The 23,092-nt window shown below is 65.4% G+C and carries 8 protein-coding genes; 4 read left to right on the top strand and 4 right to left on the bottom strand.

Going from position 1 to position 23,092, the window contains the following annotated elements:
* Positions 1–327: 327 nt before the first annotated feature.
* Genes HU720_RS19070 through dsbG form a run of 3 tightly spaced genes read left to right on the top strand, consistent with a single transcriptional unit; the run spans position 328 to position 3,624 of the window.
* A complete protein-coding gene (locus HU720_RS19070; protein ID WP_186521776.1) occupies positions 328–2,040 on the top strand; it encodes a protein-disulfide reductase DsbD in 1,713 nt (570 codons plus the stop codon).
* Positions 2,040–2,864 (top strand): TlpA disulfide reductase family protein, encoded by an 825-nt coding sequence (locus HU720_RS19065; protein WP_186521775.1) that lies wholly within the window; start codon positions 2,040–2,042, stop codon positions 2,862–2,864. Before HU720_RS19070 ends, HU720_RS19065 begins: the two co-directional genes overlap by 1 nt.
* A 1-nt stretch (position 2,865) precedes the next feature.
* Positions 2,866–3,624: a thiol:disulfide interchange protein DsbG gene (gene dsbG, locus HU720_RS19060; RefSeq protein WP_186521773.1), complete on the top strand. Its 759-nt coding sequence runs from the start codon at positions 2,866–2,868 to the stop codon at positions 3,622–3,624.
* Between the two features lie 34 nt (positions 3,625–3,658).
* On the opposite strand, the gene imm45 is transcribed toward dsbG, so the two are convergent.
* From imm45 to HU720_RS19040, 4 genes are all read right to left on the bottom strand, one after another.
* Positions 3,659–3,982 carry an Imm45 family immunity protein gene (gene imm45, locus HU720_RS19055; RefSeq protein ID WP_186521771.1) on the bottom strand — a complete coding sequence of 108 codons (324 nt, stop codon included), beginning with the start codon at positions 3,980–3,982 and terminating at the stop codon, positions 3,659–3,661.
* 28 nt (positions 3,983–4,010) lie between these two features.
* On the bottom strand, positions 4,011–4,334 hold the full coding sequence (locus HU720_RS19050) for a hypothetical protein (RefSeq protein WP_186521769.1): 324 nt from the start codon (positions 4,332–4,334) through the stop codon (positions 4,011–4,013).
* On the bottom strand, positions 4,331–8,917 hold the full coding sequence (locus HU720_RS19045; RefSeq protein WP_186521767.1) for an RHS repeat-associated core domain-containing protein: 4,587 nt from the start codon (positions 8,915–8,917) through the stop codon (positions 4,331–4,333). Before HU720_RS19045 ends, HU720_RS19050 begins: the two co-directional genes overlap by 4 nt.
* A gap of 266 nt (positions 8,918–9,183) precedes the next feature.
* Complete coding sequence (locus HU720_RS19040; protein ID WP_186521765.1) at positions 9,184–22,131, bottom strand: non-ribosomal peptide synthetase; 12,948 nt, start codon at positions 22,129–22,131, stop codon at positions 9,184–9,186.
* Positions 22,132–22,450: 319 nt separating this feature from the next.
* Here HU720_RS19040 and HU720_RS19035 point away from each other — a divergent pair, with 319 nt between their 5' ends.
* Complete coding sequence (locus tag HU720_RS19035; RefSeq protein WP_186521763.1) at positions 22,451–22,978, top strand: RNA polymerase factor sigma-70; 528 nt, start codon at positions 22,451–22,453, stop codon at positions 22,976–22,978.
* Positions 22,979–23,092 lie beyond the last annotated feature (114 nt).

Below are 23,092 nucleotides of genomic sequence, written 5' to 3'. Positions count from 1 at the left end.
GGGCTGCGCAGCAGCCCCTTGGGTTTTCAGGGCTGCTGCGCAGCCCAACGCGGGGCAAGCCCGCTCGCCACAACTCTCTATCATTTCCCACAGGATTGGGTCCAAGCAGCAAGGTTGCGGTTGAACATGGCCTCTGTGGGAGCTGGCGATTGCCTGCGATGAGGCCTGCACAAGCTTGCACAAAACCATAGAGTCGCCCCAGCGATAGTTGTGGCGAGCAGGCTTGTCCCGCGTATAAACGCCACACCCGCCGCGAGCACAGGTTAACCTTCAGTTAATAAGCCCCGGCCAGCATGGCCTCACTCCAAGCGTGACAAAGGCGTCGACATGCGTGTTTTTCTGATCTTGCTGACACTTCTGCTATCAGGCCCCCTGCAGGCCAACCCGTTTGCGGTCAAACCGGACTTTCTGCCGGTCGAGCAAGCCTTCGTGCTGACCCACGACCGCCTTCCTGACGGCCAGATGCGTCTGTTCTTCCAGATTCAGCAGGGTTATTACCTGTATCAGAAACGCCTCAAGTTCGACGGTATCGAACCCAGCCAGCAGCCGCAGTTGCCCGAGGCCGAAAACCATCACGACGAGTTCTTCGGCGACAGCGGTGTCTACCGCCAGCAGCTTGAACTGCTGATCCCCGCCAGCGCCACAGGCGAGCTGCGCCTGGGCTGGCAAGGCTGTGCTGACGCAGGTTTGTGCTACCCACCACAAACCACGGTCATCGACCTCGGCGGCAAGCCGCCGGCCACTGCCGAGCAGGCCAGCGACCAAGCCCTGGCCAGCGGCCTGCAACAAGCCAGCCTGGCCTGGAGCCTGTTGGCATTCTTTGGCCTGGGCCTGCTGCTGGCGTTTACCCCTTGTTCACTGCCGATGCTGCCGATTCTGGCCGGGCTGGTACTGGGCAACGGCGCCAGTGCTCGCCGCGGCTGGCTTCTGGCCGGCGTCTATGTGCTGAGCATGGCGCTGGTGTACGCCGCACTGGGGGTGGTCGCCGCGCTGCTCGGCGCCAGCCTGCAGGCCTGGCTGCAGCAACCCTGGCTGCTCGGCAGCCTGGCTGCGCTGTTCGTCGCCCTCGCCCTGCCGATGTTCGGCGCCTTCGAGCTGCAATTGCCCGCTGCCCTGCGCGACCGCCTTGACCGCGCCGGCCAGGGCACCCGTGGCGGCAACCTGTATGGTGCGGCGCTGCTTGGAGCCTTGTCCGGGTTGCTGCTGGGCCCCTGCATGACGGCGCCGCTGGCGGGCGCCTTGCTGTATATCGCGCAGAGCGGGGATGTGCTGCAAGGCGCGCTGGTGCTGTTCAGCCTTGGCCTGGGCATGGGCCTGCCGCTGCTGTTGCTGGTTACCCTGGGCAACCGCTACCTGCCGCGCCCTGGGGCCTGGATGAACGCGGTCAAGGGTGTATTCGGCTTCGTGTTCCTGGCCATGGCGCTGTATACCGTGCGCAGCCTGCTGCCAGCGCCGCTGCTGTTGGCCCTGGCCGGCGCCTGGCTGATCGCCCTGGCATGGGCCGCCTGGCTTACCCTGCACACCCGCCCCGTACTACGCGTGGTGCCAATGCTCGGGGCGTTGTGGGGCGGCCTGTTGCTGATCGGCGCCGCTGCCGGGGGCAACGACCTGTGGCAGCCACTGCAACCTTTCGCAGGCAACAGCACCGCTGCAACATCGGCTGCAAAACATGACGCTTTCACCACCGTCAGCACTCCCGCCGCCTTGCAGCGTGAGCTGGACGCCGCCAAGGCCCGTGGCCAGTGGGTGCTGGTGGACTACTACGCCGACTGGTGCGTGGCCTGCAAGGTCATGGAGAACGAAGTCTTCGCCCGCGCGGACGTGCAAGCAGCGCTCGATGGCGTGCACCTGCTGCGCCTGGATGTCACCCTGGATGCCCCCGACAGCAAGGCCTTGCTGCAGCGCTACCAGGTGCCCGGCCCGCCAAGCCTGGTCTGGATCGGCCCGGAAGGCGACGAGCGCCGCGCCCGGCGCATTACGGGTGAAGTGGACGCTGCCACCTTCCTGCAACACTGGGCCCAGACCAGGAGCCAAGGCTGATGCTCACCGTCACCCTGGGGCCACTGACCATGGCCTTGAACCACTTGCTGCTGCTGGCAGCCCTGGGTATCGCCAGCCTGGTGGGCTGGCGCGTGGCCAAGCGTGGCGGCGAAAACCCGGAGTCGGCGCTGTTCAACCTGTTCCTGCTCGGGGTGCTATTCGCCCGCGCAGGCTTCGTGCTGGCCTACTGGCCGATGTACCGCGATGCCCCGCTTGAAATCATCGACATCCGCGACGGCGGCTTCTCGTTGTGGAGCGGCCTGCTGGGCATGGCGTTGGCCACCGCCTGGCAAGGCTGGCGCCGCCCTGGCCTGCGCCGCCCGCTGGGCTGGGCGCTGTTCAGCGGCGGGTTGTTCTGGGTGCTGGCAAGTTTTGCCAGCCACCTGTACAGCAAGGGCACCGAACTGCCGGCCTTGAGCCTGCGCGACAAAAGCGGCCAGGCGGTTGCCTTGCACGCCTACAAAGGCCGCCCGCTGGTCATCAATATCTGGGCCACCTGGTGCCCGCCATGCCGACGCGAAATGCCGGTGCTGCAACAAGCCCAGCACGACTACCCGAATGTGACGTTTCTGTTCGTCAACCAGGGCGAAACGCCCGAGAACGTCAGCACCTTCATGGCCACCACCGGCCTGATGCTGTCCCACGTGCTGTTCGACGGCACCGGCGAGCTAGCCCGCACGGTTGGCTCCATGGCCCTGCCCACCACGCTTTTCTACAACGCCGACGGCCGCCTGATCGGCAGCCATCTGGGCGAGCTGTCCCGGGCCAGCCTGCACCGCGCCCTGGAGCCGTTCGAAAACTCGCCCGCCCCACAAGGACCCTGACATGCGCTTCAAAGCCCTGCTGCCCCTCACCGTTGCCCTGCTCGCCGCGCCCCTGCTGCACGCCGAAGAACTGCCCAAGCCAATCCAGCAACTGCAAGCCAAGGGCGCGGTGATCAAAGGCAGTTTCGATGCCCCCGACGGCCTGCGTGGCTATGCCGCCGAGTACCAGAACAACGGCATCGCGCTGTACCTGACCGCCGACGGCAAGCACGTGCTGGTGGGCAGCCTGTTCGACGCGAACGGCCAGGACCTGAGCGCCGAGCCTTTGCAAAAGCTGGTCTACGCGCCGATGAGCAAGGCCATCTGGGCAAAAATGCACAACAGCGCGTGGATCGCCGACGGCAAGCCTGATGCCGCTCGCATCGTCTATGTATTCAGCGACCCGAACTGCCCGTACTGCAACATGTTCTGGCAACAGGCGCGGCCTTGGGTCGAGTCGGGCAAGGTGCAGTTGCGCCATATCATGGTCGGCATCATCCGCCCCGACAGCCCTGGCAAATCAGCCGCCTTGCTGGCTGCCAAAGACCCGGCGGCTGCGTTGCAGGCCCACGAAAAGGCCGGCAAGGGCAGCGCGCTCAAGGCGCTCACCGAGGTGCCGCAAGCTGTGCAGGAAAAGCTTGAGCGCAATGCGGCGCTGATGGAGGAACTGGGCCTGGCAGCGACGCCTGCGATCTTCTACCAGGACGAGCAAGGCAACGTGCAAAGCCAGCAAGGGGCCCCGCGCCCGGAGATGCTCGGGGAGATTCTCGGCAAGCGCTAGCAGCCGTGAGGCCTGGCCGATGGCCAGGCCGTTATCAAGGCAGGTCGGGAACCGCGTATCGGCGAAGCAGCCACACATCGGCGACATCGCACTCCGGGTAAACCCATTTGCTCCAGTTGTTCACCAACCAGTCGTGTCGTACCCCCCGCGAACGCGTTGATTCGCACTCTTTGGGCAAACGCACCAGCACAAGCCCTGCCTTGTGGCCGGTGGTGACCACAAGTCCGAATTCAGAGAAGTCATCGGGCATGCTGACCAGCATCAGGTCCACGCAAGCCTCATGTGGCCACTGACCGGCAAATCTGAAAACACAACCGGACGCCAAGTCGTCCGTGGGCCCTTGAACAAACTTTTCCATGCTCAGCGCCATTAATTGGCCCGCCCTCTCAAAGCGTGTAGGGGTAAACGGAATACTCCGTTACCAGTTGCCGAACTTCATCGTCATATTCGCTGCCGTTATCTTGCTCAGAAGCGTCAATTTTGCGCTTTACCAATTCGGTGTAGGCTGGCGGTAGTGCCGCAAACACCTTGGCCCAATCCTCCCCATAGCCGTGCATCGCCACGAGCTTATCCAGCGAGCTGTTGATCAACGGGCTTGCCGCATACGTCAGTGACTGCGCATCGGCGCAGTCGAACTTCAAATACAGAATCGCCTTGATCAAGGCATTAGCCTCTTCCCTCGTCAACATCGGCACATCCTCGGCATTCATAAATCACACCCTCTTGAAGCCACCTGCACATCGGTCAGGCGCAGGCGCGTTTCATAGTCCAGTCCGGACAGGGTCGAGTAGGGGTTCTTGCCCGCAAACAAGACATCCTTCAACCTCAGGTTCCCGGCATGTATATATTCCAGCCTGCTCGACAGGCTGATATTGGTTTTCTGTACCGAATCGACCTTGAAGATAACCGCGTAGTCGCCACGCCCCTTGTGAATGGGGTTGTTGATGAGAATATCCCGATAGACATCATCCGGCGTCATCAGCAGATCGGTGACATAGACTTTACCGCTGGCGTTGGCCTTGAGCACCCCGCTGTTCATGACACCCTCAAACCCCGCCTTGTTGGTGTAATGGATGAAGATATCTTCGGCGGTAAGCCCAAGCGGGTCGACCCAGGCAAGCGCGTTAGGCCCATAGAGGTATGGGTTGCTGCCACCCGCCAAGCCAATCGGATCCTGCTGGGTAAAGCGCCCGATATCGGGGTCATAAAAGCGGAACGTGTTGTAATGCAGCCCCGTCTCGCGGTCCAGATACTGGCCCTGGAACCTCAGGTTCTGCTGGCGGTTCTGCCCCGGTGCGTGCCATTCCTCACGGCTGTTACCCCAGGCCTGGTAGTCACTGTGCCAGACGCTCTGCCCTTGCTCATCGGTCAGCTGTTCAGGCAGCCCAGCCAGGTTGGTGTGGAAGTAATACAGCGCCTCGTGCCCGGGTGCGCCGTCGATACGGGCCAACGGCTCGTGGCTGACGGCGTCGCGATAAAGGTAGAGGCTCGGCTTGCCGTCCTGCACCTCTTGCAGCAACCGCAGCCCTTGCCAGCAGAACGTGGTCTGGCTCAGCGGCTGCCCATGGCCTTCGCGGTACAGCCGCTTGTGGGTGCGACGGCCCAGGGGGTCGTAGCTGAACTCGACCCGTTCGCTGATCTGCCCACGCTGCTGATGGACGCAGATCAGCCGGTGTTCGGCGTCGTATTCGAAGCGCTGAACCAAGCGGCTGGCGCTGCGTTTTTCACTCAGGCGGCCGAAGGCGTCATACCGGTAACGCTTGTCCTGATACACGGTGACCCGGTTATGTCTGGCCGCACCACCCTGGCCAAAGCCATCAAGCAGGTTCCCGGCCTTGTCATAGCTGTAGTGCTCGGTGAGGGTGCTGCCAGGCAACTGGCGGATCAAACCATGGATGCGCTCGGTGGGCCCGTGGTCGTAGCGCACCGTGGCTTGCAGGCTGCCATCCCCCCGCGCGGTGGCCTGCAAGCGGCCAATTACCTCGCAGGGTTCGACACTGCCGCCCACGCCAGGCCGCTGGGTCTGGGTCAGGACTTCGCCGATCAGGTTATCGGCATCGTCGTAGCGGTAGTCCTTCTGCAATAGCGGCAGCGTTGCAAGCGTGGCGTCGTCAGGGTGCAGGGCCTTTTGCAGCAGACGCCCGCAACTGTCGTAGCGGGTGCGGGTATGCAGGCGCCCCTGGGTACGCAGCACCTCGGCGTGCAGCTCGTCGCGCTCGAAGTCGCAGATCAGCCGCCCATCGAGGTTGATCTGGTGCAGATGGCCGCTGCCGTAATGCAGGTAATTGATGCGCCGCTGATCCGGCAAGGTCAGGGTTTGCAGGTTGCCCAGTTCGTCGTGCTGGTAATGTAGCTCGCCATCGGCGCAGGTTTCGCCGACCATCTGACCGAGCAGGTCGTAGCTGAATGCCAGACGCTGCGGCTCGCCCTGCACGCCGGTGAACGTGACCGACAGCAGGTTGTCTGCCTGGTCGTAAACATAGGCGGTAGTGCCATCAGCGGTCTGCTTGCGCAGCACGCGACCGGCGCGGTCGTAGTGGTAATGGCGGCTCTGCACCGCAGCGTGCGGCTCAGGCGCGCTGCCAGCAAGCGGCGGTTCCACCGTGCTGGCTGGATGCAGGTCACGCTGGATCAGGTTGCCGACAGCATCGTAGTGGTAGCGCTGCCCGCCGCCATCCAGGTTGCGCTGGGCGCTCAGACGGTCGCGGGCATCCCATTGAAAGCGGTATTGCTCACCGTTTTCGTTCTGCAGTTGCAGCAAACGGCCGTAGGCGTCCCAGGCAAAGCCGAGGTTCAAGCCCATGGCATCGACTCGCCGGGCCAGGCGCCCGCGAGCGTCGTATTGCCACTGGGTGACGTGTTGCGCAGGGTCGGTATGGCGCAGCAGCCGCCCGCCAGCATCGACCAGGTAGCTGTCGACCCGCCCGTCCGGGCGCACGCATTCAAGCAGGTGCCCACGCGCATCGAAGCGATATCGGGTGCGCGCCCCCTTGGCATCGTAGACATCGCTCAAGTGGCCGCGCTCGTCATACACGTAGCGCGTGCTGCGCTCGGAGCAATCCTGATAGCCGCACAACTGGCCCCGGTCATTCCACTGCAGGCGGCGGACCTTGCCCTGCGGGTCTGTGCTGTGTTGCAGGCGACCGCGCTCGTCGTAGGCCAGTTGCGTGCTGCGCCCCAGCGGGTCGGTATCGCGCACCAGGTTGCCGCTGCGGTCGTAATTGAAGCGCCGGGTGCGCCCGGCGAAGTCGGTAACCTGCAACGGCAAGGCCCAGTGCTCGGTGTAACGGATCAGCTCGCTACGCCCCAGCGGGTCCTCAACGCTGACCAGCCGCCCCAGATCATCGTAGCCATAACGCCATTGGGCACCTTGCGGGTCGATGCTGGCCAGCAGTTGGCCGTTGACCACCTCTTCTTGCCAGCGATGCCCGAGCGGGTCGACATAGGCCAACACCTCGTGCAGCGGCCCCCACTGGTAATGCTCGCGCCGGCCCAGGCTATCGACCACCTCGGTGTGGCCGGCGGCGAGGTCATAGCTGAAGCGATAGTCTTCACCGTCATCACTCCAGTGCCGCACCACCCGCCATTCATGGTCGGGCTGCGGTTCGAGCAACGGCGGCAAACCCGGCATTGGCCGGGGCTGGGTGGCGTAGCGTTGCCATTGGTAGTGCAGTTGTGCGCCACTGCTCAGCGTCTGGCTGGCCATCAAACCATCGCTTGTGTAGGCAAACTGCCGCAACACCTCGCCAGCGGGCCCGCGCACCTCGCAGAGTTGCCCGCCAGGCGTGTGTGCGTAGCTCACCAGCACTTCATGGCGCAGCACTTCAAAGTCGCTGCCGGGGGCCAGGTACAGCCTGCGTATCTCGCTGACCCGGCGCCGCTGCGCGCCCCCATAGCAAAGCTCGACCGCCGTGCGCCCGAAGGTGTCCGCCAGATACTGCAGCCGGCCCTCGGCGTCGTACAGCACTTCTATACGGTTACGGTTGCGGTCGCCCACTTGCACCAGGCGCGAGCGGCGCGCATCGTGCGGGTCGGTCTTGAACACCTGGTACTGGCCGCTGTAGATGTCCTCGACCACCGTAATGCCGTGGTCTTGATGGAAAAAGGCCAAGCCGTCCAGGCTGCTGACGAACGCGCTGCCCAATTGCAGGCGGCCCAGTTCGATGCGAATGCCTTCTTCGTCGATATACACCCACAACTCGCCACCCTCGGGGTGGGCGACCCGCTCGATACGCACCTCGAACGGCACGCTCCAGCCCTTGCCGAACACGCCGTCATCACGCAGGTCGTTGCTGTCGTAGCGCCGCGCCCAGTCGATGGGCAGCAGGCCCGGCAGGCTGAAGTCCAGATCATTGCCACCGTCGAGCAGCTTGGCACCACTGGAAACGACCACCGGGTGGCCCTTGCAGCGGGGGATTTTCGAGGGCGGCCGGGGCGCTTTCTTGGGTTTGGGCCGGGCCTTGCCGCCGCGACGAGTCAAGAGCATGCCGGCCACCAGGCCGATGATTTTCGCCGCTGCGCTTTTGCCGTCGCGAATGTCGCGCACCGTGAGTGTTGCGCCACCAATACGCACATCAGGCGAAAACGTCATGCCGATGGGGCCATCGCAGGTGCTCTTGTCGCCTACCCGCGCAGCCGGCTGGCCGTTGATGAAGACCTTGTCCGAGCCTTGGGCGACGAACTGATCCGGCGCCGGCGGGTGCTTGCTGCACTTGACTGTATCCTGCATCGCCTCTATTGCACCGGGCGCCGCGGGGGTGGTCACCGGGGGGTTGAAGATGCTGCGGATTTCCTCGGCAAGGCCCACGAAGGGCACCAGCATGCCGGCCGCGACCATGGCGTAACTGCCGATGTTTTCCAGAATGGACGGCTCTTCTGCGGGGGCGGGTTGCGCGCCGGCCGGGCCGGGCATGCCCGCGGCGCGCGCGGCAGGCTTGCCGTTGATGCGGGTATCGGCGGAGCCGCTGCTGACCGTGCCGTAGGGCTCTGGCGGGAACATCGAGTTGCCGACCCAGTCGCTGAAGCCGCTGATATGCTCGCCAATGCTTTTGTCTTCGCCAGCCGGCAGCATGGCGGCGGCGCTGACCATGGCACCGGCGATCAAAGGGGTGAGCAGGGTTGCTGCGCCGCCGGTACCCACCACGGCGACGACTGCGCCGCCGATGGCAGCACCGACTGCCGCGACGGCCACACCATAGACGACAGCCTCGACCAGGCCACTGACCAGTTCGGCGGCCAGCGGCGGGTGCAGAATGAGATCGCCCTCACGGGCGGCGTGCAGGCTGTCGTCCATGAAAGCTCAAGTCCTTGCGCGGTGGGGCTGTGAAGCGGCGCAGATTAGCATCGTGGGCATCAGCGGCACATGGTGGCGAAGTGCCAATAAGCGCTATCGCGGCCGGGCTCGGTCTTTGTAGGAGCGGCCTTGTGTCGCGAAAGGGCTGCGCAGCAGCCCCGGCGATTTTGCTGGCATCCGAAATACTGGGGCCGCTGCGCGCCCCTTTCGCGACACAAGGCCGCTCCTACAGGGACCGCGGCGCATTCAGTGTTGCTCTGCCCCGCCTACAGCGCCTCCAACTCCGCCATCAAATCGCTCAACCGGTCCACCTTGTCTTCATCCAGCGCGCTGTCCTGCAACCCGGTCACATACACCGCCAACTCCTCCACCGTGCTGCACTCGAACATCGCACGCAGCGGCACATTCAACGCCAGGGCCTTCTGCACCCGTGAGGCAATCTGCGTGGCCAGCAGCGAGTGCCCGCCAAGCTCGAAGAAGTTGTCGCGCACACCCACGCGCTCGGCCTTGAGCACATCGGCCCAGATGCCGGACAACGTCTGCTCAAGCTCGTTGCGCGGCGCCAGGTAGGCCTGGCTGTGCTGGCCGCCGATGTCGATGGCTGGCAGGGCCTTGCGGTCCAGCTTGCCGTTGGCGTTGTGCGGCAGGCGTTCGAACCAGCCCCAGTGCAACGGCACCATGTATTCGGGCAAGTCCGCACGCAACCGTTGCTTGAGCTGATCGAGCAGCGCCGAATCGGCGTTGATGCCCTGATGCGCTACCAGGTAGCCCACCAGGTGCTTGCCATTGACACCCTCCTGCACGCCCACCGCTGCATCGAGCAGCTCGGGTTGCTCGTGCAGGCGCGCTTCGATTTCGCCAAGCTCGATGCGATAGCCGCGAATTTTTACCTGGTGATCGATCCGCCCGACGTATTCCAGCACCCCGTCAACGCGGCGCCGAGCCAGGTCGCCGGTGCGGTACAGGCGCTCGCCTGGTGCGCCGAACGGGTGCGGAATGAATGCCTGGGCCGTACGCAGCGGGTCACCGACGTAACCCCGGCCAACGCCCGTGCCGGCGACGCACAGCTCACCGACCGCGCCCAGCGGCACCAGCGCCTGGTCCTCACCCAACAGGTACAGGCGGTTGTTGTCGGTCGGGGTGCCGATCGGCAAGTAGCTGCCTTCGGTGGAGGCAGCATCGACGCGGAAGAACGCCACATCGTCCGAGCATTCAGCCGGGCCGTAGGCATTGACCAGGCCGATATCGGGGTAGCGCTGCAACCACTGTGCAGCCAGCTCAGGCGGCATCGCCTCGCCGGTCGGCAGCATCCAGCGCAGGCCGTCCAGCGCCTGATGGTCGCTTGCCAGCATGCCCTGGATCAGCGACGGCACGCTTTCCAGCACGGTAATGCCGGTGGCCTGCACATGGGCCAGCAGGCCTTGCGGGTCGTGGGCAATGGCGTTAGGCACGATCTGCACCGTGGCGCCGAACAGCGGCGCGGCAAGGAACTGCCAAACCGAAATATCGAAGCTCTGCGAGGCGGTCTGGGCGATGACGTCTCGCTCGCTCAAGGCCAGGTAGGGCTGCTTGCTCAACTGGTTGTTGAGCATGCCCCGCTGCTCGACCATCACCCCTTTGGGCAGGCCGGTGGAGCCGGAGGTATAGATAACGTAGGCAAGGTTATCCGCGGCGCTGTAGATGCCGGGGTTGGCGCTGGCCACATTGCTCGCCTGCACCTCTTCCCACACCAAGAGCCTTGGCCGTACCGCGCCAGCCACTTCATCCAGCAACTGGCGCGCCTGCTCGGCGCAGGCCGCTGTGCACACCAGCACCTGCGTGCGGCTGAGCTCGACGATGCGTTGCAGGCGCGCCGCTGGCAGTGCCGGGTCTAGCGGCAGGTAACCGGCGCCGGCCTTGAACGTACCGACGATCATGCCCAGCAAGGCCAGCCCGCGCTCGGCCAGCAATGCCACCGGCTGGTCGAGCCCGACGCCGGCTGCAATCAAGGCGTGGCCGAGGCGGTTGGCGGCAAGGTTCAGGCCTGCGTAATCGAACGATGCCTGCTCGCAACGGGCGACAGTGCGCTCGGGGTGCGCCGCCACCTGTGCTTCGAACAGCTCGACATAGCTGCGTTCGAGCGGATAGGCATGCTCGGTGCGGTTGCAGTCTTCGAGCAGGAAACGCTGCTCGTCCGCGCCCAGCAGCGGCAAGTCGTTGACCTGGCCGTCGAAGCCTTGCACCAGCGCCAGCAACAGGCGCTTGAATTCGCCCAGCAGGCGCTCGACCGTGGAATAGTCGAAATAACGCTGGTCGAACGACAGGTGCAGGCCAAGGTCATCGCCTGGGTAGCACACCGCCGTCAGCGGGAAGTTGGTGTGGGTGCGGCCGGAATCGGAGCTGGCGTTAAGGTGCTGGGCATGGTCGAGCACAGCGCTTTCAACCGGTGCGTTCTCAAACACGAACAGGCTGTCGAACAACGGCTGGCCCTTGGGCAGCTCGCTGCATTCCTGGATCGCCACCAGCGGCAGGTACTCGTATTCGCGCAGTTGCATGTTGCGCTCGAGCAAGCCTTGCAGCCACTGGCGCACGCTGCGTCGTTCGCCCGGCTGCGGCAGCTCGACACGCAAGGCGACACTGTTGATGAACAGCCCGACCGTGCGTTGCATCTGCGGCAGGCTCACTGGCCGCCCGGCCACCGTTACCCCGAACACCACGTCGCGCTCACCGCTGCAACGTGCCAGGGTCAAGGCCCAGGCCGCCTGGGCGAAGGTGTTGACGGTCAACTGATGGGCCTGGGCCAACTCGCGCAGGCGCGCCCCTTCAGTGGCGTCGAGGCGGGTGTAGCAATCGCCGACCAGCATGCCATCGCCAGTGTGGTCATGGCGCAGCGGGCGGTCGCTTGGGATTGCCGTGGCGCGTTCGAAACCGGCCAGGTTGTCCTGCCACCACTGGCGCGCCTCGCCCAGGTCCTGGCGTTGCAGCCAGCCAATATAGTCACGGTAGCGCGGCGGCACCGGCAACTGGGCCTGACGGCCCTCGCCGAGGGCCTGGTACAGCTCGAAGAAGTCGTTCATCAGCAGCGAACGGCACCAGGCATCGATGAGGATGTGGTGGTTGCTCATCATGAACCAGTAGCGCTCATCGGCAACACGCACCAGGCGCAGATGGAACGGCGCTTCGCGCAGCAGCTCGAAACCGGCCTCGCGTTCCTGCTTGTGCAGGCTTTGCAGGCGCAGCTCTTGCGCGGCTTCGTCCAGGCCACGCCAGTCCTGGTAGTCAACCTGGGTCTTGCCGGGTTTATGGATGATCTGCAGCATCGCTTCGCCTGCGTTCCAACTGAACGATGCGCGCAACGCCTCGTGGCGCGCCACCACCGCCTGCCACGCCTGGGCGAAGCGCTCCGGGTCCAGGGCGCTGTTGATGCGGTAGCGGTCCTGCATGTAGTAAATGCCGGTGCCGGGTTCAAGCAGGGTGTGCAGCAGCAGGCCTTCCTGCATGGGCGTCAGCGGGTAGACGTCCTCGATCTCGGCAGCCGGGATCGGCAGCGTGTCGATCTGCTCCTGAGTCAGTTGCGCCAGCGGGAAGTCCGACGGCGTGAAGCTGCCGTTGCCTTCGGCCAGGCAGTGGCCGACCAGCGCAACCAGCTCCTGGCGGTAGGCCTCGGCCAGCTCGGCAATGGTTGCCTGCTGATAACGCTCGGCGCTGAAGCTGAACCGCAGTTGCAGCGCGCCGCCGTACACCTGGCCATCGACGCTGAGCCAGTTCGGCAGCGGCGCATCCGGGTCGTGGGCCAGGCCTGCCGGTGCATCCAGTGGCTGGAACAACGCAGCGGCATCGAACTGCTGGTCGAACTGGCCAAGGTAGTTGAAGGTGATACGCGCCTGCGGCAGCGCCGCCATGCGCTCGCGCCCGGCTTCGTCGGCCAGATAACGCAGCACACCATAACCCTGGCCCTTGTGCGGCACCTGGCGCAGTTGCTCCTTGATGCACTTTATCGATGCTGCGCGGGCGGCATCGTCATCGCCCAGCTGGGGCGTCAGGCTCAGCGGGTAGGCATTGGTGAACCAGCCGACGCTGCGGGTCAGGTCCATGTCTTCGAACAACCCGTCGCGGCCATGGCCTTCCAGTTGCACCAGCACCTGCTGATCGCCGCTCCAGCGGCACAGGGTACGCGCCAGCGCCGTCAGCAGCAGGTCGTTGACCTGGGTGTGATAGGCGGCCGGGGCCTGTTGCAGCAACTGCTGGGTGTGCTGCGCGTCAAGCTCGATGGCCAGCGTGCGAGCATGCCGGTGCAGATTGCCGCCCTGCGGGTGATCGCAAGGCAGTTCGTGGCGCACGTTACCCAGCTGGGTTTCCCACCAGCCCAGCTCGTCGCGCAGCGAGTCACTGCCGGCGTAGGTGGCCAAGCGCGCAGCCCAATCGCCCATGCTGTGGGTCTTGGCTGCGAGTGTTTCGCCGCGGTACAGCGCTTGCAAGTCTTCGAGCAGCACGCGCCAGGACACGCCATCCACCACCAAGTGGTGGATGGCCAGCAGCAGGCGCTGGGCGCCCTCCCCGTCACTGACCAGTAACGCGCGCAGCAGCGGGCCTTCACTGAGGTCGAGGCTGCGCTGGACATCGGTGTACAGCGCCTGGCAGTCGGCAAAGCTGGCAACGGTTGCCGTCCACAGCAGCGGCTGAACGCCCGGCTGGGCGTACTCGCCCTGCCAACGGCCGTGCACCTGGCCAAAGCGCAGGCCCAGGCTGTCATGGTGCTGCACCAATGCGCCCAGCGCCTGTTCCAAGGCCTCGGCCTGCAGCGGCTTGCGCATCTCAAGCAGCACGGCCTGGTTCCAGTGTTGCGGCTGCGGCACATCGTTTTCGAAGAACCAGTGCTGGATCGGCGTCAGGCGGGTACTGCCATGGCGCGGCCCCTGCTCGATATCGCCCGGCGCATCGCTGTGGGTGACCACGCCTGCGAGGGTCTGGATAGTCTGGTGCTGGAACAGGTCACGCGGGGTGAACTGCAGCCCCAGCTGGCGCGCGCGGCTGACCACCTGGATGGACAGGATCGAGTCGCCGCCCAGCTCGAAGAAGTTGTCCTGCACACCAATGCGCGAAACATTCAGCACCTCGCGCCAGATCTGCGCCAGTTGCTCTTCCAGCGCGTTGGCCGGGGCATGGTAATGCTGGCGCGCCTGCGCAAGGTCCGGTGCTGGCAGCGCGCGGCGGTCGAGCTTGCCATTGCCCATCAGCGGCAGGCTGCTCAACAGCACCAGGTGCGCCGGCACCATGTAATCAGGCAGGTGCTGGCGGGCATCGGCCTTGACCGCTTCACGCAGCGCGGCCTGCGCCTGGCTGCCTTCGGCGGCCTGTTGGCACACCAGGTAACCCACCAGTTGCTTGCCGCCGGGCAGGTCCAGCGCCAGCACCACGGCCTCATCGACACTGGGGTGCTCTTGCAGGCGGCTTTCGATTTCGCCCAGCTCGATACGGAAGCCGCGAATCTTCACCTGCTGGTCGGCGCGGCCAACGTATTCCACCAGCCCGTCGGCGCGCAGGCGCACCAGGTCGCCGGTGCGGTACAACCGCCCGCCGTCGCGGCTGAACGGGTCGGCGACAAAGCGCTCGGCACTGAGCCCCGGGCGGTCGTGGTAGCCCTGGGCAAGGCCGGCCCCGCCCACATACAACTCACCGATGCCGCCCTGGGGCAACAGCGCCAGGTCCTCATCGAGAATGTAGCCGCTGCGGTTACCGATCACCCGGCCAATTGGCACGCTGCCGGCATCAGCAGGCAGCGTGTCGGGCGCCAGGCACGCCAGCGGCATGACCACGGTTTCGGTGGGGCCGTAGGCATTGAAGAACTGCTGCGGCGCAAAGGCCTGGCGGATGCGTTGCAGGTGTTCGCCAGTCAGCGCCTCGCCACCGGTGATCACCAGCCGCACAGGCAACTGCTCGCCACGGCCTGCAAGGTACTGGGCCAACTGGCTGCCGTAGCTTGGGGTAAAGCCAACAACCGTCACCTGCTGCTCGCGCACCAGTTGGCAGATGTCCTCGGCACCCCACTGGCCCTGGGCGCGCAGCACCACGCGGGCGCCGCACAGCAGCGGCACCAGCAGGCGCTCGCTGGCAGCGTCGAAGTTGATGGAATAGAAGTGCAGCTCGCAGTCGTCGCTGCGCATGCCGAACTCGGCGATCACCGCCTGGCAATGCATGGCGATCTCACCGTGGCTGACCACCACGCCTTTGGGCTTGCCGGTGGAGCCAGAGGTGTAGATCAGGTACGCCTGGTGCTGCGGCAGGTTGAGGTTGTCCAACGGCGCATCGCTGTAGCCACTCAAACTTGCGCCATCAGCTTCAAGGCGCCAGGTGGCGACACCGCTGGGCAGCTCGCCAAGGGTGTCGAGCAGCGCACCGTGGCCAATCAGCAGGCCCAGGCGGCTGTCTTCGATCATGTAGCGCAGGCGGTCCAGCGGGTATTCCGGGTCCAGCGGCACGTAGGCGCCGCCGGCCTTGAGAATCGCCAGCAGGCCGACCACCATGTCCAGCGAACGCTCAAGCGCAAGGCCTACCCGCACTTGCGGGCCGACGCCGCGCTCGCGCAGGGCGCGGGCCAGGCGGTTGGCTTGTTGGTCGAGTTCGGCGTAGCTCAGGTGGCGCCCGGCGAAGGTCAGCGCCAACGCCTCGGGGGTACGCAGGGCCTGGGCGGCGAACAGCCCATGCAGGGTGTTGTTCAGTTCGTAGTCCTGCTGGCCCTGCAACTGGCCGGCCAGCACCTGCTGTTCGGCCTCGGCCAGCATCGGCAGTTCGCACAGACGTTGCTGCGGGTTGTCCAGCAGCGCCACCAGCAACTGCTGCCAATGCTCGGCCATGCGCGCGATGCGCGGCTCGTCGAACAGGTCACGGCTGTAGGTAAAGCAGCAGCCCAGGCGGCCATCGAGGTCGGTGACTTCAAGGTACAAGTCGAACTTGGTAGCGCTGGCATCGTTGACCAGGTAGTCCACCTGCATGCCGACCAGTTCGCGACTTTGCTGGAAGGCCCAGCGCTGAACGTTGCACATCACCTGGAACAGCGGGTTGTAGGCGCTCGACCGCGGTGGTTGCAGCGCTTCGACCAGTTGGTCGAACGGCAGGTCCTGGTGCGACTGGGCATCGACCAGCGTGCCGCGCACCTGGTCGAGCAAGGCGGCGGCGCTCATCTGTCCGTCCAGCTCGCAGCGCAGCACCTGGGTGTTGAGGAAGGCGCCAATCAGGCCTTCGCTTTCCGGGCGCACGCGCCCTGCCACCGGCGCACCGATACGCAGGTCGCGCTGGCCGCTGTAGCGGTGCAGCAAGGCTGCCAGGGTCGCAGTCATGGTCATGAACAGGGTCAGGCCGCGCTGGCTGTTGAAGGCATGCACCCGTGCGACCAGCGCAGGGTCCAGGTCAAAGCGGTATAGCCCGCCACGGTGGCTTTGCACCAGCGGGCGTGGGCGGTCGGTCGGTAGCGCCAGCACCGGGTGCTCATCGCCCAGCCGCGTTTTCCAGTAGGCCAGCTGGCGTGCGCCTTCGCCGCCTTCGAGCCACTGACGCTGCCACACGCTGTAATCGAGGTACTGCACCGGCAGCGGCGCCAAGGGCGATTCGCGCTCATCGACGAAGGCTTCGTACAGCTCGCCCAGCTCGCGGGCAAAGATGTCCATGGCCCAGCCTTCGGTGACGATATGGTGCAGGGTCAGCACAAAGTAGTGCTCGCGCTCAGCGGCCTTGACCAGACAGGCGCGCAGCAGCGGCCCACGTTCCAGGTCGAACGGCTGGTGTGCCTGATCATCGGCCAGTTGCTGCAGGCTCAGCCCCCGAGCCTCGGCGCCCAGGCTGCTGAAGTCGTGCCATTGCAGCTGCAGGTTGGCGTCATCGGCCACGCATTGGTAAGGCTTGCCGCCGATGCTGGGGAAGGTGGTGCGCAGGGTTTCATGGCGCACCAGCAGGGCCTGCAAGGCACGCTCGAAGGCCTCGACATGCAGCACCCCGGTAAAGCGCGCCATGCCGCCGACGTTATAGGCGGGGCTGTCTGGTTCCATCTGCCAGAGGAACCACATGCGCTGTTGCGAATACGAAAGCGCTACCGCCTGGCGGCGGTCGACACGGGCGATCTCACCTTGCTGGTTGCGCGCACCGCTGTCGCGCAGGCGCGCCACTTCGGCGCAGAACGCACCCAGCTCGCTGGCGTCGAACAAGGCCTTGAGCGGCAGGTCGACATCCACCGCCTGGCGGGTACGCGAGACGATCTGCGTGGCCAGCAGCGAGTGGCCGCCCAAGGCAAAGAAGTCGTCGTTCAGGCCGACCTGAGCCAGGTTGAGTACCTCGCACCAGATCGCCGCCACCTGCTGCTGCAGCTCGGTTTGCGGCGCCACATGCTCGCGTTGTTGCCATACCGGCGCGGGCAGTGCATTGCGCTCGACCTTGCCGCTTGGGCCCAGCGGCATCTGCGCCAGGTGGATCAACTGCGCCGGCACCATATAAGCCGGCAGGCGCTGGCCAAGGGCGGCAAGCAAGTGGGTGCTCTGCTCGACCCCGCTGTAATAGCCGACCAACTGCGCCCCTACGGCATCGTGGTGGATCATCACCAGCGCTTGTTCGACGCCGGGCTGGGCCAACAGCACCGCCTGCACTTCTTCAGGCTCGACACGGAAGCCGCGTACCTTGACCTGCTGGTCGAGGCGCCCGAGGTAATCCAGCGATTGGCTGGGTACATGCCAGCGCGCACGGTCGCCACTGCGATACAAGCGCGCGCCATTGCCGTCGGGTTGCGGCACGAAGCGCTCGGCGGTCAGCCCTGGGCGGCCCAGGTAGCCTCGGGCCAGGCCCGCGCCGCCCAGGCACAGCTCACCCGGCACACCCGGTGCAGACAGCTGAAACTCCTCATCAAGCACCCGGCACAGCACGTTGCCCAGGGGGTTGCCGATGGGTGAACGCACGCCGTCGGTGGCCTGGCAGTGCCAGTGGGTGACGTTGATGGCAGTTTCGGTCGGGCCGTAACGGTTGTGCAGCTGCACCTGCGGCAGCAGTTGCAGCACGCGGTCACGCAGCGCCGCGCTGAGCGCCTCACCGCCCGAGAACAGCCGGCGCAGGCTGCTGCAGTGGCCTGCCAACGGCTCCTGCACAAAGACCTGCAACAGCGGCGGCACGAAGTGCAGCGTGGTCACCTGGTGCTGCTGCACCAGTTGCGCGATGCGCTGTGGGTCGCGGTGCTCGCCAGGGCCGGCCAGCACCAGCTTGCAGCCGTTGAGCAACGGCCAGAAGCATTCCCACACCGAGACATCGAAGCTGATCGGCGCCTTCTGCATCAGCACATCGCTGTCATCCAGCGCGTATTGCTGCTGCATCCAGTGCAGCCGCTCGGCAACGGCTGCGTGGGTGTTGCCCACGCCTTTGGGCTGGCCGGTCGAGCCTGAGGTGTAGATCACATAGGCGAGGTTGTCGCCGTGCAAGTGCAGCCCCGGTGGCTGGCTCGGCCAGCTCTCCAGGTGCAACTGATCAAGCGCCAGGGCCGTGACGCCCGCCACCTGCGGCAGGCTGTGCAGCAGGTCGCTGTGGCTGAGCAGCAGCGCGGCCTTGCAGTCGCCGAGCATGTAGGCCAGGCGCTCGGGCGGGTAGTCGACGTCCAGCGGCACGTAGGCGCCGCCGGCCTTGAGAATGGCCAGCAGGCCGACCAACAGTTGCGGCGATCGCTCCAGGGCGATAGCAACGCAGGTGTCGGGGCCTACGCCTTTGTCACGCAGGTAGTGCGCCAGGCGGTTGGCTTGCTGGTGCAACGTTGCGTAGTCGAGTTGACCGCCTTGCCACACCAGTGCAGTGCGCTCGGGGGTCAGGCGCGCCTGCTCATTGAGCTGCTCGACCAGCAGCCGCTGGGGGGTCGGCTGCGGGGCTTGGCCCCAGGCGAGCAATTGTGCCTGGGCCTGGGCATCGAGCAGTTGCACCTCGCCCACCGCCAGTTGCGGCTGGGCGCTGACCTGTTCAAGCAAGGCCAGCAAGTGGCCGGCCAGGCGCTTGACCGTATTGGCCTCGAACAAACCGGCTGCGTAGTCGAAGGCCAGCGTAATGCGGCCTTGGTGGTCTTCTTCGCTGTGCAGTTGCAGGTCGAACTTGGCTTCACGGCTGTGCCAAGGCAGTTCCTCGGCAAGCAGCCCAGGCAGGCGGCGCAGCGCCGAAAGGTCGCGTTGCTGGTGGTTGAACATGACCTGGAACAGGCCTTGTTCACGGGCCTGCGGCAGCGCCTCGACTAGTTGCTCGAACGGCAGGTCCTGATGGGCCTGGGCCTCGAGCGTGGCTTGGCGAACCTGGCTGAGCAGTTGCGCGAACGGCAGGCGGCCATGCAACGCAGCGCGCAGCACCTGGGTGTTGATGAAGAAGCCCACCATGCCTTGGGTTTCAAGGCGCGGGCGATTGGCGTTGGGCACACCGACACGGATATCGCCCTGGCCGCTGTAGCGGTGCAGCAGCGCCTGCAGGCCTGCCAGCAACACCATGAACAAGCTGGCCTGCTGGTCGCGGGCCAGGCCCTTGAGGGCACTTGCCAGCGCAGCCGGCACCTTGACGCTGTGCCGTGCCGCAAGGTTGTGTTGCTGCGCGGCACGCGGCTGGTCGGTGCACAGGTCGAGCACCGGCAGGTCATCGCCAAGGCGCGCCATCCAGTAATCGAGCTGGCGGGCGCCCTCGCCTGCGGCCAGCCACTCGCGCTGCCAGTTGCCGTAGTCGGCGTAGCCTAGGGCCAGCTCGGGCAATTGCGCCGCCTGGCCACCTGCGACGTACAGGCGAGCAAACTCATCTAGCAAAATGTTCAGCGACCAACCGTCGGCGACGATATGGTGCAGGGTCACCCACAACTGGTGCTCTTCATCGCCAAGGCGGGCCAGGGTGACGCGCAGCAGCGGCCCCTGACGCAGGTCGAACGGCTGGCGGGCCTCGTGCTCACGGCGCGCGGCCACCTCAGCCGGCTCCAGGCCTTCGAGGTCCTGGTGCTGCAGGGTGAACGGCAGGCTCGGCAGAATGCGTTGCAGCGCCTGGCCATCGACTTCATCGAACAGCGTGCGCAGCGATTCGTGGCGCGTAATCAAGGCCTGGAAGCTGGCAGCCACGGCGGCTTCATCCAGCTCGCCGCGCAGGTGCAGGCCGGCGGGAATGTTGTAGGCAGCCGACTGCGACTCCAGTTGCCACATCAGCCACAGACGGTTTTGCGCCAGCGACTGCGCCAGTGCCTGGTCACGGCCCTGGCTGGCAATGCTGCCGACCGCACTGGCCCCTTCGGCGATAACGGCCGCTACGGCAGTGCTGTACTCGGCCAGGGTCGGGGCCTCGAACAAGGTGCGCAGGCTGAGCGGGATGCCCAGCTCGTCAGCCAGCCGCGCAGTCACCTGGGTAGCGGCGATGGAGTTGCCGCCCAGCAACAGGAAGTGGTCGTCGGCGGCCAGCGCTTGAACCTTGAGTACTTCGCGCCACACAGCGGCGATGCGGGTTTGCAGCGCATCGCCTGCCAGCTCGCGGCTTTGGGCCGGGGCAGTGGCCGGGAAACGCGCATAGCAGTCCAGGCTTGGGTCGTGCATGCGCAGGCGGCAGGCCGAGCGCTGCAACTTGCCGCTGGATGTCTTGGGCAGCGCACCGGGGTTGAGCAGCAGCACCACCGCCGGGGCCTGGCGGCAGGCGTCGGCAATCACCCGGCGCAGGGTGTTGATCAGCGCTTCGGCGCTGTGCGCCTTCTGCACGTTGCGGCTGATTTCCACCGCAACGCCAATGCCCTCCTCGCCTTGGTCATCGACTGCGAATACTGCCACGCGGCCTTTGCGCAGCAGCTCGATTTCGCGCTCGAGGGTTTTTTCCAGGTCCTGCGGGTAGAGGTTCTGGCCGCGCACAATCAGCATGTCTTTCAGGCGCCCGGTCACGAACACCTCGCCATCGCGCATGAAACCCAGGTCGCCGGTGCGCAGCCAGGTCTGGCCGTCCATCTGCACGAAAGTGCGCGCGCTGGCTTCGGGGTTGCGCCAGTAGCCATGGGCGATGCTGGGGCCGGCAGCCCAGACTTCACCGACCTGGTTGTCGTCGAGGGCCTGTAATTGCTGCGGCTCGACAATGCGCAACGCATGCCCTGGCTGCGGGTAGCCGCAGCTCATCAACACGCTGCCGGAGCCCGGCTCGGCGCGGTTGGCGGCAAACGCCTCGGCGTCCACTTCGAGCGCACCGATGCCTTGGCCACGGCGGCTACCGCTGACGAACAAGGTGGCTTCGGCCAGGCCGTAGCTTGCAAAGAAGCTGCTGGCGGCGAAACCGCAGGGGGCGAACTTTTCGGCGAAGGTGTCCAGGCTGTCCTGGCGGATCGGCTCGGAGCCTGAATAGGCGACGCGCCAGCGGCTCAGGTCGAGCCCGGCCATGGCCGCCGCGCTGACCCGCTCGCTGCACAGGCGGTAGGCAAAGTCGGGGCCGCCACTGATGGTGCCGCCGTACTCGCTGATCGCTTGCAGCCAGCGTTGCGGGCGGGCGAGGAAGTAGCCCGGCGACATCAGCACACACGGCACACCGCTGAAAATGGGTTGCAGCAGGCCGCCGATCAGGCCCATGTCGTGGTACAGCGGCAGCCAGCTGACGATCACATCGTCAGGGTTCAGGTCGATGCCAAAGCCGTGGCGGATCAGCTGTTCGTTGGCTACCAGGTTGCCGTGGCTGACCTGCACGCCCTTGGGCAGCGCGGTGGAGCCAGAGGTGTACTGCAAAAAGGCAATGTCATCGCTTGCCAGTTGCGGCTGTTGCCAGCGCTCGGCCAACGCCGCATCGAGGCCGTCCACCACCAGCAGGCCGGGTGCGTGGTCACCGGCCAAGGCATCAAGCCCCTGCAAACTGTCATGCAGCGCCTGAACCGTCAGCAGCAGGCGCGGCTCGGCGTCGTCGATGATCGACAGCAGGCGTTCCTGGTGGTGCTGGCGCGCAGACTCTGGCGGATACGCCGGCACCGCGATCACCCCTGCGTACAGGCAGCCGAAGAACGCCGCCACATAGTCCGGGCCGCTGGGGAACAGCAGTACGGCGCGGTCGCCGAAGCTGCAACGGGCCTGCAACGCAGCGGCGATGGTGCGCGCGCGTTGGTCGAGATCCCGGTAGCTGAGCACGGCCTGATCGCTGGGCGCATCGGCCAGAAAGCGCAAGGCAATGCGCTCCGGGGTGCGAGCGGCGCGCTGCGCCAGGGCCTGGACCAGCGAGTGCGGGAGTTCGAAGGCGTCCGTCATGGAATGTTCCTGCCAGTGTCTGGGTGAGTCGTGCCCGTGCGGGCCGCGCCACTGGGGCGGGCAGCGATGGGCAGCCGGATGTACACAAGGGAACGGATGGGCAGGAGCAGAAATTAGAAGGTCAGGACGCCCTCGCCGAAGCGTGGGCAGGCGCACACGGTTGCAACCGTCATGGCATTTCGCTTAGAACCAAACAAATGAAGAATCATTAACTTCTGCATTTGACAATCATTATCATCTTGAATAGTTTGTCGCACGTCGTAGGAAGCCTCCGAATCGGATGTGCTCCCTTTCCATTCTGAGACAAGGTGAAAATTCCATGGCGGAACAACTGTCCACAAGTAAGTGCGATTCACCACTGCTCCAGGCCTTCGTCGACAATCGCAGCATTTTGGTGAAGATCGCCGCGCGCATCACCGGCTGCCGCTCCCGTGCCGAGGATGTGGTGCAGGACGCTTTCTTCCGGCTGGGTGCTGCGCCGCAGATCACTTCATCGTTCAAGGCGCAGTTGAGCTACCTGTTCCAGATCGTGCGTAACCTGGCCATCGACCATTACCGCAAGCAGGCCATGGAGCTCAAGTACTCGGGCACCGAGGAAGAAGGCTTGAACGTGGTGTTGCAGAATGCGTCCCCGGAAGCCACGCATATCAACCTGGCGGCCCTGGAAGACATCGCCGCAGCGCTCAACGAGCTGCCCCAGCGCACCCGCTATGCGTTCGAGATGTACCGCCTGCATGGGGTGCCGCAGAAAGACATCGCCAAGGAGCTGGGGGTGTCGCCGACGCTGGTCAACTTCATGATTCGCGATGCCATGATTCACTGCCGCAAACGCGGCCAACAGGGTTGAGCTTCTAAACGGGCAGTGCTGGGCCCATCGCAGGCTGTGAGCAGCATCAAAATCGCGGCCGGGTCAGCCTCTGTAGGAGCGGCCTTGTGTCGCGAAAGGGCTGCGTAGCAGCCC

Origin of the sequence: Pseudomonas sp. SWRI51, assembly GCF_014268825.1 — a bacterium.
In the GTDB taxonomy this organism is placed as follows: Bacteria; Pseudomonadota; Gammaproteobacteria; order Pseudomonadales; family Pseudomonadaceae; genus Aquipseudomonas; species Aquipseudomonas farsensis.
Note: the sequence above shows the minus strand (reverse complement) of the source record. Positions and strands in the feature narration are given on the sequence as shown.